The 14,594-nt window shown below is 67.0% G+C and carries 9 protein-coding genes; 6 read left to right on the top strand and 3 right to left on the bottom strand.

Features of this window, described 5'->3' with window-relative positions:
• Window positions 1-96 precede the first annotated feature (96 nt).
• From WMF42_RS38745 to WMF42_RS38725, 5 genes are all read left to right on the top strand, one after another.
• Window positions 97-6,363: a HAMP domain-containing protein gene (locus tag WMF42_RS38745; protein WP_437694405.1), complete on the top strand. Its 6,267-nt coding sequence runs from the start codon at window positions 97-99 to the stop codon at window positions 6,361-6,363.
• Window positions 6,364-6,477: 114 nt separating this feature from the next.
• Window positions 6,478-6,795, top strand: coding sequence for a hypothetical protein (locus WMF42_RS38740; protein WP_437688215.1), 318 nt, complete (start codon window positions 6,478-6,480; stop codon window positions 6,793-6,795).
• Between the two features lie 2 nt (window positions 6,796-6,797).
• Window positions 6,798-7,058, top strand: a complete 261-nt coding sequence (locus tag WMF42_RS38735; RefSeq protein ID WP_437688214.1) for a DUF5985 family protein — start codon at window positions 6,798-6,800, stop codon at window positions 7,056-7,058.
• 26 nt (window positions 7,059-7,084) lie between these two features.
• Entirely contained in the window at window positions 7,085-7,363 is a 279-nt protein-coding gene (locus WMF42_RS38730; protein ID WP_437688213.1) for a DUF5985 family protein, read from the top strand.
• A 145-nt stretch (window positions 7,364-7,508) separates the two neighbouring features.
• Complete coding sequence (locus WMF42_RS38725; RefSeq protein ID WP_437688212.1) at window positions 7,509-8,639, top strand: class I SAM-dependent methyltransferase; 1,131 nt, start codon at window positions 7,509-7,511, stop codon at window positions 8,637-8,639.
• 35 nt (window positions 8,640-8,674) lie between these two features.
• Here the strand turns inward: WMF42_RS38725 and WMF42_RS38720 are convergent, their stop codons facing one another.
• The 3 genes from WMF42_RS38720 to WMF42_RS38710 form a co-directional block, all read right to left on the bottom strand.
• Window positions 8,675-9,736 carry a class I SAM-dependent methyltransferase gene (locus WMF42_RS38720; protein WP_437688211.1) on the bottom strand — a complete coding sequence of 354 codons (1,062 nt, stop codon included), beginning with the start codon at window positions 9,734-9,736 and terminating at the stop codon, window positions 8,675-8,677.
• Window positions 9,737-9,852: 116 nt separating this feature from the next.
• Complete coding sequence (locus WMF42_RS38715) at window positions 9,853-11,193, bottom strand: aspartate aminotransferase family protein (RefSeq protein WP_437688210.1); 1,341 nt, start codon at window positions 11,191-11,193, stop codon at window positions 9,853-9,855.
• 85 nt (window positions 11,194-11,278) lie between these two features.
• Window positions 11,279-12,544: a sterol desaturase family protein gene (locus tag WMF42_RS38710; protein ID WP_437688209.1), complete on the bottom strand. Its 1,266-nt coding sequence runs from the start codon at window positions 12,542-12,544 to the stop codon at window positions 11,279-11,281.
• 249 nt (window positions 12,545-12,793) lie between these two features.
• Here WMF42_RS38710 and WMF42_RS38705 point away from each other — a divergent pair, with 249 nt between their 5' ends.
• A complete protein-coding gene (locus WMF42_RS38705) occupies window positions 12,794-14,545 on the top strand; it encodes an aldehyde dehydrogenase family protein (RefSeq protein WP_437688208.1) in 1,752 nt (583 codons plus the stop codon).
• Window positions 14,546-14,594: the final 49 nt, after the last annotated feature.

Genomic DNA, 14,594 nt, shown 5'->3' with positions numbered 1-14,594 from the left:
CGGGAGCCGCAATCCACCGCGTTTGAGCAGCGGTCGCAGTCTGTCCATCTCGAAGACCTGCGTCGCCCGCGGCGGCGCGCTGCATCGGATGACGTGATGCGCCGGCCGGCGCGGCAGGCCCTCGAGATGGGCCAGATGCTCGCGGTCCTGGTGGCGCTCAAGAAGGGGGACTTCTCGGTACGCCTCCCCATCGATCTCGAGGGGCTGGACGGGAAGATCGCCGACACCTTCAACGATGTCGTCGAGATGAACGAGAAGTTCGCGTTCGAGCTCGAGCGGCTGAGCCGCGCGGTCGGCAAGGAAGGCAAGATCGGCCAGCGCGTCTCGATGGGCGAGGTGAGCGGCGCCTGGGCCGACGAGGTCGCCTCCGTCAACGCGCTGATCGGCGATCTCGTGCAGCCCACGAGGGAGATGGCGCGCGTCATCGGCGCGGTCGCCAAGGGCGATCTCTCCCAGACGATGGCGCTCGAGGTGGGCGGGCGGCCGCTGGAGGGAGAGTTCCTCCAGACCGCCAAGACAGTGAACACCGTGGTCTATCAGCTCGGCTCCTTCGCGTCCGAAGTGACGCGCGTGGCGCGCGAGGTAGGCACCGAGGGCAAGCTCGGCGGGCAGGCCGACGTCAAGGGCGTCGCCGGCACGTGGAAGGACCTGACCGACTCCGTCAACTCGATGGCCGGCAACCTGACCGCCCAGGTGCGCAACATCGCCGCCGTCACGACGGCCGTGGCCAACGGCGACCTGACCCAGAAGATCACCGTCGATGTCCGCGGCGAGATCCTGGAGCTGAAGGACACCTTCAACACGATGGTGGATCAGCTCCGCTCGTTCGCGTCGGAGGTGACGCGCGTGGCGCGCGAGGTGGGCACCGAGGGCAAGCTCGGCGGCCAGGCCAGCGTCCCCGGCGTCGCCGGCACGTGGAAGGACCTGACCGACTCCGTCAACTCGATGGCGTCGAACCTGACCGCGCAGGTCCGCAACATCGCCGCCGTCACAACGGCCGTGGCCAACGGCGACCTGACCCAGAAGATCACCGTCGACGTCAAGGGCGAGATCCTGGAGCTGAAGGACACCTTCAACACGATGGTGGATCAGCTCCGCTCGTTCGCGTCGGAGGTGACGCGCGTGGCGCGCGAGGTAGGCACCGAGGGCAAGCTCGGCGGCCAGGCCGAGGTGAAGGGCGTCGCCGGCACGTGGAAGGATCTCACCGACTCCGTCAACTCGATGGCGTCGAACCTGACCGCGCAGGTCCGCAACATCGCCGCCGTCACAACGGCCGTCGCCCGCGGCGACCTGACCCAGAAGATCACCGTCGATGTCCGCGGCGAGATCCTGGAGCTGAAGGACACCTTCAACACGATGGTGGATCAGCTCCGCTCGTTCGCGTCGGAGGTGACGCGCGTGGCGCGCGAGGTAGGCACCGAGGGCAAGCTCGGCGGGCAGGCCGAGGTGAAGGGCGTCGCCGGCACGTGGAAGGATCTCACCGACTCCGTCAACTCGATGGCGTCGAACCTCACGGTCCAGCTCCGCGACGTGTCGAAGGTCGCGACAGCCATCGCGAACGGCGATCTGACGCAGAAGATCACCGTCGATGTCCGCGGCGAGATCCTCCAGATCAAGGACGTCATCAACACGACTGTCGATCAGCTCAGCTCCTTCGCGGCCGAGGTGACGCGCGTCGCCCGCGACGTAGGCACCGAGGGCAAGCTCGGCGGGCAGGCCGAGGTGAAGGGCGTCGCCGGCACGTGGAAGGACCTGACCGACTCCGTCAACTCGATGGCGTCGAACCTGACCGCGCAGGTGCGCAACATCGCCGCCGTCACAACGGCCGTCGCCCGCGGCGACCTGACCCAGAAGATCACCGTCGATGTCCGCGGCGAGATCCTGGAGCTGAAGAACACCTTCAACACGATGGTGGATCAGCTCCGCTCCTTCGCGGCCCAGGTGACGCGCGTGGCGCGCGAGGTAGGCACCGAGGGCAAGCTCGGCGGACAGGCCGAGGTGACAGGCGTCGCCGGCACGTGGAAGGACCTGACCGACTCCGTCAACTCGATGGCGTCGAACCTGACCGCGCAGGTCCGCAACATCGCCGACGTGACCACCGCCGTGGCCAACGGCGACCTGTCGAAGAAGATCACCGTCGATGTCCGCGGCGAGATCCTGGAGCTGAAGGACACCTTCAACACGATGGTGGATCAGCTCCGCTCGTTCGCGTCGGAGGTGACGCGCGTGGCGCGCGAGGTGGGCACCGAGGGAAAGCTCGGCGGGCAGGCCAGCGTCCCCGGCGTCGCCGGCACGTGGAAGGACCTGACCGACTCCGTCAACTCGATGGCGTCGAACCTGACCGCGCAGGTCCGCAACATCGCCGACGTGACCACGGCCGTGGCCCGCGGCGACCTGTCGAAGAAGATCACCGTCGACGTCAAGGGCGAGATCCTGGAGCTGAAGAACACCTTCAACACGATGGTGGATCAGCTCAGCTCCTTCGCGGCCGAGGTGACGCGCGTGGCGCGCGAGGTGGGCACCGAGGGAAAGCTCGGCGGCCAGGCCGAGGTGACAGGCGTCGCCGGCACGTGGAAGGACCTGACCGACTCCGTCAACTCGATGGCGTCGAACCTGACCGCGCAGGTGCGCAACATCGCCGCCGTCACAACGGCCGTCGCCAACGGCGATCTGTCGAAGAAGATCACCGTCGATGTCCGCGGCGAGATCCTGGAGCTGAAGGACACCTTCAACACGATGGTGGATCAGCTCCGCTCGTTCGCGTCGGAGGTGACGCGCGTGGCGCGCGAGGTGGGCACCGAGGGAAAGCTCGGCGGGCAGGCCAGCGTCCCCGGCGTCGCCGGCACGTGGAAGGACCTGACCGACTCCGTCAACTCGATGGCGTCGAACCTGACCGCGCAGGTGCGCAACATCGCCGCCGTCACAACGGCCGTCGCCAACGGCGATCTGTCGAAGAAGATCACCGTCGATGTCCGCGGCGAGATCCTGGAGCTGAAGAACACCATCAACAACACGATGGTGGACCAGCTCAACGCGTTCGCGTCGGAGGTGACGCGCGTGGCGCGCGAGGTCGGCACCGAGGGCAAGCTCGGCGGGCAGGCCAGCGTCCCCGGCGTCGCGGGCACGTGGAAGGACCTGACCGACAACGTGAACTTCATGGCCGGCAACCTGACCAACCAGGTGCGCGGCATCGCCAAGGTCGTGACCGCGGTCGCGAACGGCGACCTGAAGCGCAAGCTGGCCTTCGACGCGAAGGGCGAGATCGCGGCGCTGGCCGACACGATCAACGGCGTGATCGAGACGCTCGCGACCTTCGCCGACCAGGTGACGACGGTGGCGCGCGAGGTAGGCGTCGAGGGCAAGCTCGGCGGGCAGGCCAGCGTCCCCGGCGCGGCCGGCACGTGGAAGGACCTGACCGACAACGTGAACCAGCTCGCCGCCAACCTGACGACGCAGGTGCGCGCGATCGCCGAGGTAGCGACCGCGGTGACGAAGGGCGACCTCACCCGGACCATCCGGGTCGAGGCGCAGGGGGAGGTCGCGTCGCTCAAGGACACCATCAATGAGATGATCCGGAACCTCAAGGACACGACGCTGAAGAACAGCGAGCAGGACTGGCTCAAGACCAACCTCGCCAAGTTCTCGCGCCTGCTCCAGGGGCAGAAGGATCTGCTCACTGTCGGTCGGCTCATCCTGTCCGAGCTGGCCCCGGTCGTCGGCGCGCAGCAGGGCGTGTTCTTCACGATGGACGTGGCGAAGGAGGAGCCGATCCTCAAGCTCCTCGCGAGCTACGCGTACAAGGTGCGGAAGAACATCGACAACCACTTCAAGCTCGGCGAAGGGCTCGTCGGGCAATGCGCGCTCGAGAAGGAGAAGATCCTCCTCGTCAACGCGCCCCCCGACTACATCCGCATCACGAGCGGGCTCGGCGAGGCGCCGCCGGTCAACATCATCGTCATCCCCGTGCTCTTCGAGGGGCAGGTCAAGGCGGTCATCGAGCTCGCGTCGTTCGAGCGATTCAGCCCGACCCACCAGGCGTTCCTCGACCAGCTCACGGAGTCGATCGGGATCGTGCTCAACACGATCGAGGCGAACATGCGCACAGAGGACCTGCTCAAGCAGTCGCAGTCCCTCGCGCGCGAGCTCCAGAGCCAGCAGGAGGAGCTGCAGCAGACGAACGCCGAGCTCGGGGAGAAGGCTCGCCTGCTCGCGCAGCAGAACGTCGAGGTCGAGCGGAAGAACCGCGAGGTCGAGCAGGCGCGGCAGGCGCTCGAGGAGAAGGCGCGGCAGCTCGCCATCACCTCCAAGTACAAGTCGGAGTTCCTCGCGAACATGTCGCACGAGCTCCGGACGCCGCTGAACAGCCTGCTCATCCTGTCCGATCAGCTCTCGAAGAACACCGACCGCAACCTCACGGGGCGGCAGGTCGAGTTCGCCAAGACGATCCACTCGTCGGGCAACGACCTGCTCGCGCTGATCAACGACATCCTGGACCTGTCCAAGATCGAGTCGGGGACCGTGATCGTCGACGTGGGCGAGCTGTCGTTCAGCGACCTGCAAGACTACGTCGAGCGCACGTTCCAGCACGTCGCCGAGTCGAAGAGGCTCGAGTTCGAGCTCAACTTCGCGCAGAACCTGCCGCAGGTCATCTACACGGACGCGAAGCGCGTGCAGCAGGTGCTCAAGAACCTGCTCTCGAACTCCTTCAAGTTCACGGAGCGCGGCAGCGTCGCGCTCGACGTCGATCTGGTCACCTCGGGATGGACCATCGAGAACGAGGGCCTCTCGCGCGCCGGCGCGGCGATCGCCATGTCGGTGCGGGACACGGGCATCGGCATCCCGCACGACAAGCAGCAGATCATCTTCGAGGCCTTCCAGCAGGCTGACGGCTCGACGAGCCGGAAGTACGGCGGCACCGGCCTCGGGCTCGCGATCAGCCGCGAGATCGCGTGGATGCTCGGCGGCGAGATCAAGCTCTCGAGCAAGCCGGGGAGCGGGAGCACGTTCACGCTTTACCTGCCGCTCACGTACACGCCGGCGCGCCCGCGCAGGAAGGAGCAGGCCGCGGAGATGCCCTCGGCGCCGCCGGCCCTCGTCTCGGGCGACGTCGCGCCGCGGTCGGCGGCCGAGCCGCCGCCGCACCTGCTCAACCAGAGCGTCGACGACAGCGCGAGCCTCCAGCCCAGCGACTCCGTTGTGCTCATCGTCGAGAACGACGCGAGCTTCGCGCACTTCGTCATGGAGGTCGCGCACGACCACGGGTTCAAGGCGATCCTCGCCTACCGCGGCGGGGCGGCGCTCTCCATCGTCCGCGAGCGGCGGGTGAACGCGATCACGCTTGACATCAACCTGCCGGACATGGACGGCTGGCGCGTGCTCGACCGGGTGAAGCGCGACCTCGCGACGCGGCACATCCCCGTCCAGGTGATCACGACGGACGAGGAGCGCGAGCGCGCGCTCCGGATGGGCGCGACGGGGGTGCTCTGCAAGCCGCTCAAGACCCGGGACGCGCTCGACGAGACCTTCAGGCGCCTCTCGCAGTTCATGGTGTCGCGCCGGCGGACGGTCGTGCTCGCCGAGCCGGACGAGGCCGAGCGCCAGGAGCTCGTCGAGCTCCTCGGCGGCGACGACGTCACGATCCGGAGCGTGGCCTCCGGGGAGGAGGCGCTCGACGCGCTCCTCACCGAGCGGGCCGACGTCCTCATCCTGCACCTCGACCTGCCCGACATGCGCTGCTTCGATCTGATCGGGCAGCTCGCGCAGGGCAGCGGGTCGACGGAGCTGCCCGTCCTGGTCTACGCGCCGGAGGAGATCTCGGCCGCGGACGAGGCGCAGCTGAGCCGCTTCAGCCAGCTGATGGTGCTCAAGCACGTCCGCTCCAAGGAGCGGCTCTTCGACGACGTCTCCCTGTTCCTGCACCGCCCGGTGGCGGCGCTCTCCGAGCGACAGCGCCAGACCCTCCAGGAGCTGCACCAGTCGAACAGGGTGCTCGCGGGCAAGAAGGTGCTGGTCGTCGACGACGACGTCCGGAACATCTTCGCGATGACGACGATCCTCGACGCCCAGCAGATGAAGACGGTCTACGTGGAGACGGGCAGAGCGGCGATCGAGATGCTGCAGCGGACGCCGGACATCGAGATCGTGCTCATGGACATCATGATGCCAGAGATGGACGGCTACGACACGATCCGTGCCATCCGCGCGAAGCCCGAGCACCATGCGCTGCCCATCATCGCGGTCACGGCCAAGGCGATGAAGGGCGACCGGGAGAAGTGCTTCGAGGCGGGCGCGAACGATTACATCTCGAAGCCGGTGGATCCCGAGCACCTGCTCGCTATGCTGCGGCTATGGCTGCACCGGTGACCGGAGGGACCCTCGGCCGGCGAGGAGCTCGTGTCTAGCGGGCTCCCCGACCGGGTCCAGCGCTTTCTCGGCGCGCACATCTCCTCGATCGAGCAACTCGAAGTGCTTCTGCTCATGCGTCGCACGGCGGAGCGCGAGTGGAGCGCGGCCGCGATGGCGCGCGAGATAGGGTCCAGCATGATGTCCATCCAGGACCGGTTCGGGGGCCTGGCCAGCAGATGTCTGATCGTGGCCCGGGAGGACGGGGAGGACATCTTCTACCGGTACGCCCCGGCAGACGATGACACCCGCCGGACGATCGACGACCTGGCGCAGGCGTACAAGGAGCGCCGGCTGAGCGTGATCAATCACATCTACGCCACGCCCCCGCCGAGCGACATCCAGAGCTTCTCGGACGCATTCCTGATCACGAAGAAGGGAAAGGGTGGCTAGCCATGGCAGCGGCGGTCTACATCCTCTGCGCCCTGACCAGCATCGCGTGCGCCGTGCTGCTCCTGCGCGGATACGCGCAGCGCAAGGTCCGCCTCCTCTTGTGGAGCGGGCTCTGCTTCGCCGCGCTCGCAGCGAACAACACCCTGCTCTTCGTGGACCTCGTCGTGATCCGGAGCGTCGATCTATCATCGCTGCGCCACCTCACCGCGCTCATCGGGCTGGCCCTGCTCCTTTATGGCCTCATCTGGGACCTGCGCGAGTAAACGCGCGTAGAGGCGAGGTAGGACCTTTGAACGACTTCCTTATCGGTGCGATGACGTTCGGGTACGCGACCGTCGCGCTCTTCTTCCTCCGCTTCTGGAAGAAGACGGGCGACCGGCTGTTCGCGAAGTTCTCGGCGGCGTTCTGGCTGATGATGCTGGGCCGCATCGCCGTCGCCCTGAACCGCGTCGAGGAAGACGCCATCCATTACCTGTACCTATTCCGGCTCTTCGCCTACGTGCTCATCCTGTACGCCATTGTGCACAAGAACCGCGGGAACGGCGGGCAGGCGCTGAGCTCCAGGTGACGCGCGGGCGCGCGAGGCGCTCGGAGGCGCGGCGCCCGTCGGCAGGGGGCGGTCCGTCCTTGCGTTCCCGGGCGAGCTGGACCATTCCATGACCTGCTTCGTCCCTGCGCTGCGCAGGATGGGCGCCACACCCGCGAGGACCTGCATGCGACAACGATTGGACGTGACCGATCTCTACAACGACGCTTACACCGCTTACATAGAAGCATTCCGTCGTCAGACCGAGCTTGTTGCCAGCGAGATCCTGCTCGAGCACCTCGTCGACCCGAGCGGCGCGGTCCGGGGGCTCGACGATCGCCCGGAGTCGGCTCCGTCGGTCACCGCCTATCAGTTTCGCAGGAAGCTGCTCGACTACTTCAGCGACAAGGGCGACCTCACCCAGGACCCCAGCGGGCGGCTGGTGCCCAGCGAGGCGGTGCGACAGCGCGTCGCCGAGAAGGAGTCCATCGCGCTCGCAGACCGCGCGATCCTGGGCGAGATGGTCGAGTTCCTCCAGCGCTATCGGGGTCTGGCCGGGCCGGTGCTGGCGGGCAAGGACGCGCTGGCCACCATGGATCTCCAGTACGGGATGCAGGCCTCGCTGAAATTCTGGGAATACTCGATGATCAGCCTTCCCGCCAAGAAGCCGTGCAACGTGATGCTGGCGCGGGCGCTGATGGCCAAGCTCGCAGAGGGGCCGGGGATCTCTGTATTCGAGGGGGGCGCGGGGCTCGGCGTGGTGCTGCGGCAGGCGTTGTCCGATCCGCGGTTCCTCCCGCTGAGCAAGAACCTCGTCCGCTACGATTACACCGACATCAGCGCCCTGTTGATGGAGACGGGGAAGCAGTGGCTGCGGACCCACGCGCCGGCCGACGTGTTTCAGCGCATTCATTTCCAGCGCCTGGACCTGGACACGCTGCCCTCCGCTGGCAGCACGTTCGCCCGGGCCGCCTCGGTCGACCTGATCGTCCTCGAGCACGTGCTCTACGACGTGCGCGATCTTCACGCCACCCTCCAGGCGTTCCACACGATGCTGAAGCCGGGCGGTCAGCTCGCGTTCACCATGTCGTTCCGCGATCGGCCCGGGGTGTTCTTCCCCAATGAATTTTTTCAGTCGATGCTGCACACCTACAGCAAGGCCAAGCTCGATCCGCCTCGCCGTCAGCATGTTGGTTATCTGACGCTGCAAGAGTGGGAGCTGTCGCTCCGCGCGGCCGGGTTCTCCGAATGGGAGGTCTATCCGGCGCCCGAGGACCACGCGAAGTGGCCGTTCGGTGGCATCGTCGCCTACCGGTAGCCAGCCGGGTCGAGGGGAGCGCGGGCCGCCTCGCTTCAGCTTGCCTTCTGGTCGAGCCGGGTGAGGTGAAAATTGTAATAGCGGCGGCCCTCGACGGGCATCATCACCATCCTGTCGAACTCGATGTAGATCTCCGGCCGGCATTTGCGCGGCCGCGAGCGGACCCACGTGAACATGTCGTGAGTCCTCCATTGCTCTCTGGCCAGGAGGACGCCCGTCGTGATGTCCTCGGCGTGCTCGAGCTTCCAACCACACGACTCGACCGCACCCTCGAGATCCATGTACCAGGTCGGCGGGCCCCAGCTATTGAGGAAACAGCGCCCCCCCGGCTTCACCACGCGATGGGCTTCGTGGAGGAACTCCCTGAGCGGGAAGTGGAAGACAGCGTCCACCGCGATCAGCGCGTCGAAGGCGCCGGTGGGCAGCGGTATCTCTTCCGCTCGGCCGTGGACGAAGTAGACGCCGTCGACGGAGGGATGGGCTTCTCGCGCGAGCAGCACGTGGGTGCGCACCGCGTCGATGCCGGCGACGAGCCGGGCCTCCTTCCGCTGCTTCAGGTAGAGGCTGCCGCCCCCCCGTCCGCAGGCCATATCGACCACATCGAGCCCCGTGAAATCCTGGCCGCCCAGGAGCTTGTGGTAGAGGTGGATGCTGAGGCGCGACGGCTCCTCCCAGGCAGCGAGAGAGGGCGCCTCTGCTGGGTTCAGGAACGCGTACCCGTGGTTGATGAAGACCCTGTCCGTGTCGCTGAGGAGCTGCGCGGCGAGGCTGTAGTACTCGAGGAGCGACAGCGGCTCGTCCCCGGGCCGCTCCTTCACGAAACGGAGCCACGCATCCTTGAGATACGACGGGGGCAGCGGCTTGAACTGCCCGGAGAGCGCGCCGACGTGCAGCGCCATCGCCTTCCAGAATCTGTCAGGCGCGCTCGGCAAGTCCTTGAACCGAACGGGCTCTTCGCCGAAGCCCTCGGCCGAGCCGGACTTGATGAACAGAAAGCAAAACAAAACTTCTTCTGGCGAGAGCGGCGCCATGAGCTGGCTCAGCTCGACCTCATGGCTCAACCTGGCCGATCCGAGCTGCTCCAAGACCTGCTTCAAATCTTCTGTAGGGGGCATCGAACAGACGCCAGCCCCAGGCTGGCGCTCCTCTTCTGGGCCGGCGTTCAGCGCACCCGACCGTCCAAGTCAACGTCGTTTGCCGAAGCGAGACTACGTCAGATTCTAGCCAAGGTCCTGTCGGCGCTCTCCAGCGCGCAGTCCACGTCGGCCTCGGTCAACGCCGCGGAGATGTACCAGCGGCCGCCGTACATGAGGAGAGTCCCCTCCTCGGGCATCGTCGAGTAGAACTTGAACTGCCTGGGCAGAGCGGCCTGCATGAGCTCTTGGAAGCTATAGATCACCGGTTTGTCCGTGAAAAGTAAGAAGAAGACGCCGCGCGGCCCCTGCACCAGGGCGGGGATCCCACGTCGCTTGCAGATATCGAGCAGGCCCTCCTTGAGCCGAGCCTGCATCGTGTCGATCCTCCTGTAGACCGCGCCATCGTCCCTCTCCAGGATCTTGAGCGTCGCGAGGGACGCGGCCACGCCGAGAGGATAACCGTTGAACGTGCCAGCCCCTGTCACCTTGCCGGTCCGGAGCTGATCCATGATCTCCTTCTTCCCGACGACGGCCGCCATCGGCATCCCACCTCCTAGCGCCTTACCGAACGTCGCCAGATCGGGCGCGACGCCGAGCGCCGCCTGCGCGCCGCCGAGGCCGACGCGGAAGCCGGTGATGATCTCGTCGAAGCTGAGCACGATTCCATGCTGGTCGCAGAGCTCGCGCACACGCTCGAGATAGCCGGGCCTGGGGGGGCAGCCTCCGCCGTTCACCAGGATCGGCTCCATGTGGATCACGGCCACCTCGTGCCCGTACTTCTTCAGCGTCTCCTCGAGGACATCGATGTCGTTCCAGGGCAAGAGGAACGAGTATTTGAATGCGTCGGGGACCCTGCCCTCGGTGTGAAAGAAGCTCTGCTCGCTCTCCAGCGGGAGAGGGCGCCCTTCCGGGTGCTCGTCAACGACACCCCCCAGCACGCTGTCAAACCAGCCGTGGTAGTGAGTCTGGAAGCGAATGAAATAGGGGCGCTTCGTGTACGCCCGCGCGAGCCGTAGGGCCAGGTGTACCGCCTCCGATCCGGTGACGCAGAAGCGGACGCGCTCGGCGCACGGGACGTGGCTCGCGATCTTCTCGGCCAGCTCGATATCCTGCTCGGTCTGGCAGATCCCCGACCCGAGCGAGTACATCGTGTCGAGCTGGCGCTTCAGCGCGTCGATGTACTCCGGATCGTTGTGGCCGAGGATGCCCGGACCGCCTGCGTTGATCAGGTCGATGTACTCGTTGCCGTCGACGTCCCACAGGCGCGCGCCTCGTGCATGGGTGAAGAAGAGGGGGGTGCTCAACAAACCTCCCCTGAAGTTCGCCTGGCCTCCTGGCATCACCTTCGCCGCGCGCTCATGTAGCGCCAGGCTCTTCGTGTTCGACCACCTGCGCATTCCAGCTTCGAACGGAGCCATACATTACCTCCCGATCAAGAGAGAATCCCCTGGCTGATGGGTGCGATGGGCGGTCCGGGCCGAGGCGTCCGCCTCGGCCGACCTGCTACGATCCTGGGAGCGACATCGACGGGGCGGCGTCCTCGGCCCCTCCCGCCCGCGCGCCGCGCGGGCGGCGCCCGAGGCGGAACAGGACACCGCTCGCGGCCGAGAGGCCTCCGGCCATCAGGGCCACGCTGGCCAGCGGCCTCGCTCCGATGGCGTCGAGCCAGCCCGCGACGGCGAGGAGCAGGGCTGCGCGCGCGAGCTCAAACCTCCAGGCGAAGCCAGGACTCTCGAGAGACCGAGCATGCGCGCCGAGCGACGCGAGCAGCAGCACGAGGAGCGCAAGCCTCGGCATCGTCGACGACGTGCCCGTGTACATGATGACCATCGCGCCGATGACCACCGTGACGCCGACGCTGAGCGCCATCTGGGCGATCGACGACGCCGTAGAACCACGGCTCTCCATGTCGCGCCGCTCGGGCGGAGCGCTGGCCTCCAGGACGCCGGCGGGCTGCCACTCGGGCGGCATGAACCATACCTTGACGCGATCCCACGGAGATCTGGCTGCGCGCGATAGCTTGGCGAGGTGGATGAACGGCTCCACGTTGAGCCAGATCGGATTCCACGAGACCACCCTTCTGCGCGTTCCGTAGGTCGGCTCTTTGCCCTCCGGGACGAACGTCCCGAGGAGGCGATCCCACACGATGAAGATCCCGCCGTAGTTGCAGTCGAGGTACTGCTCGTCCATCCCATGATGCACGCGGTGGTGGGAGGGCGTGTTGAGCACATACTCGAGCGGGCCGAGCTTCCCGACCGCGCGCGTGTGAGTGAAGACGTTGTAAGAGATGCTTACCCCGCGCGCGAGCAAGAAGACGGCCGGAGGTATCCCCAGGAAGGCGAGCGGCAGATAGAAGAACCACTGGTATGCCGGCTGGAGCCACGGCATGCGGAGGTTGACCGCCAGGTTTTGCTCGCGGCTCTGGTGGTGTACGACGTGGATCGCCCAGAGGACGTTGACGCGATGGCTGGCGCGGTGGAACAGGTAGTAGAGAAAGTCCGCCGCGAAGATGGTGAAGACGATCGTCACCGCCGAGCGAGCATGGTGCGTGATCGCCCAGCGCTCATAGACGATGTCGTAGACCACGATCGAGATGAAGCTGAAGAACGCGACCAGCGCGAAGGACCCGACACCGACGCCCACGCTGGCCACCGTGTCAGGCAGGCGGTACGTCGTGTCACCGCGCCGATGCCGGGCCACGACCGCCTCGATGGCCATCAGTACGAACAGGACTGCCAGGGGGGCGATGGTGGCCGTCGATTGCATCATTTCCTCGGGGATCGTTCCGTTCGTGCGCCTCAAGCGCCATCGTGTCCGCCAGCGGTGCCTGGGGAAGCCGGGCGCTCAGGGTGGCGTTGTCCGCGCGCGGCTCCCGCTGTCGCTGCCGTGGCCCCCTCGCGTCCCACGAGCTGGTTGCGCTCCTCCGGGGCCGCGCGAGCCCGCCGAGCTGTGGCTTGTAGCACAAATGAAGGACATGTCGCGTAGAAAGACCCAGGACCGTCATCCTGTCAAGCCCAGGTGGTGCGCCCCATATCTCGGACGTTTTGGCGCATGGCTCCCGTCCGCCGTCATGGCACTCGTGCAAGGACTGGCGCCCATTCTGCCACACCACGCGTGAGCGACGCAGAGGACGCGCGCGGTGTGCGGGACGGCCATTGCGAGCCGCGCGGCGCGAGTGGTAAGCTGCCGCCCCGCTTTCGAGCAAACGAGGAGCCGCTCATGGCCCAAGCCTTTCCCGCATCCCCGACGACAACGCCCTCCACCCGCACGCTCGTGGTCCAATCGCCGATCGACGGCTCGCGCCTGGGCGAGGTGCCGCTGATGGGTGATGCCGAGGTGCGCGCCGCGGTGGAGCGCGCGCGCACCGCCCAGCGCGCCTGGGCGCAGCTCCCGATCGAGACCCGCGCCGGGCGCGTGGCGCGCGTGATCGACGCATTCGTCGAGCGGCTGGACGAGCTGGTGGACGCGGTGGTGATCGAGACCGGCAAGCCGCGCAACGACGCGCTCGCCGAGTGGATCACGGTGGTGGAAGCGTGCCACTACTTCACGCGCCACGCCGGCCGGATCCTCGCCGATACGTCCATCACGCTGCACCATATGAAGTGGCGCGGGAGCTATGTCACGCACGTGCCGATGGGCGTCATCGCCGTGATCTCGCCGTGGAACCTGCCGCTTGCGATCCCGATGGGCAGCGTTATCGAGGCGCTGATCGCTGGTAACGCCGTGGTGGCCAAGCCGTCGGAGGTCACGCCGCTCACGCTGCTCAAGGCCAAGGAGGTCGTGGACGCGGTCGGGATTCCGACCGATCTATTCCAGGTGGTGACCGGCGATGCCCGCACCGGGGCTGCGCTGATCGACGCCGGCGTGCAGAAGGTCGTCTTCACCGGCGGGGTGAGCTCCGGGCGGCGCGTCGGGGCCGCGTGCGCTGAGCGGTTGATCCCGTGCGTGCTCGAGCTCGGCGGGAAGGCGCCGCTCATCGCGTGCGACGACTGCGAGATCGAGCGCACCGCACGGTCGATCGTCGCCGGCGGCTTCATCAATTCGGGGCAGCTATGCATCTCGGTCGAGCGGGTGCTGGCCACCGAGGCGGTGCACGACCGGCTGGTGGATCGCGTGGTGGCGCTCACGCGTGAGCTTCGCCAGGGCGACCCGCGCGCGGACGACGTGGACGTGGGCGCGATCATCTTCGCAAAGCAGATGGATATCGCCGAGGCGCATATCAAGGATGCCGTCGCGCGCGGCGCGCTCGTGGCCACGGGCGGGCGGCGCAGGCCGGGGCCGGGGATGTTCTTCGAGCCCACGGTGCTGACCCGCTGCACGCCCGAGATGACCGTGATGCGCGAAGAGATCTTCGGCCCGGTCGTCCCCATCATGAAAGTGCGCGACGAGGAGGAGGCCGTCCGGATCGCGAACGACTCGCCGCTCGGGCTGCACGCGTACGTCTTCTCGCGGGACAAGACGCGTGCGCGGGCGGTCGCCGAGCGGATCGAGGCGGGCACCGTGATGATCAACGACGTGCTCGTCTCGTACTGCGCGCCCGAGGCGCCGTTCGGCGGGATCAAGAGCTCGGGCTACGGCCGCGTACACTCGGACGACTCGTTGCGCGCGATGTGCTACGCGCGCCACGTCAACCACGAGCGCTTTGCGATGCCGCTGAACAGTCCTCTCCTGTTCCCGTACACGACGGCGAAGTACCGCGGGATGCGCGCGGCGATCCGCGCCACGTTCAAGCGCACTCCACTGCTCGGCAGGCTCGCGGACCTCCTGTAGGCGGGGCGCCCGCGCCGCTCGCTCCGCGGGTCGATGTGGTTGGTATCCC

Source organism: Sorangium sp. So ce176, assembly GCF_051519835.1.
In the GTDB taxonomy this organism is placed as follows: domain Bacteria; phylum Myxococcota_A; class Polyangia; order Polyangiales; family Polyangiaceae; genus Sorangium; species Sorangium cellulosum_G.
This window is presented reverse-complemented; position numbering and strand designations above follow the sequence as displayed.

Excerpts from the sequence above, each read along its gene's own strand:
- WMF42_RS38725 (WP_437688212.1), top strand. The coding sequence starts at position 7,509 with ATGCGACAACGATTGGACGTGACCGATCTCTACAACGACGCTTACACC.
- WMF42_RS38740 (WP_437688215.1), top strand. The coding sequence starts at position 6,478 with ATGCGTCGCACGGCGGAGCGCGAGTGGAGCGCGGCCGCGATGGCGCGC.
- WMF42_RS38715 (WP_437688210.1), bottom strand. The coding sequence starts at position 11,193 with ATGGCTCCGTTCGAAGCTGGAATGCGCAGGTGGTCGAACACGAAGAGC.
- WMF42_RS38745 (WP_437694405.1), top strand. The coding sequence starts at position 97 with ATGCGCCGGCCGGCGCGGCAGGCCCTCGAGATGGGCCAGATGCTCGCG.
- WMF42_RS38735 (WP_437688214.1), top strand. The coding sequence starts at position 6,798 with ATGGCAGCGGCGGTCTACATCCTCTGCGCCCTGACCAGCATCGCGTGC.
- WMF42_RS38710 (WP_437688209.1), bottom strand. The coding sequence starts at position 12,544 with ATGATGCAATCGACGGCCACCATCGCCCCCCTGGCAGTCCTGTTCGTA.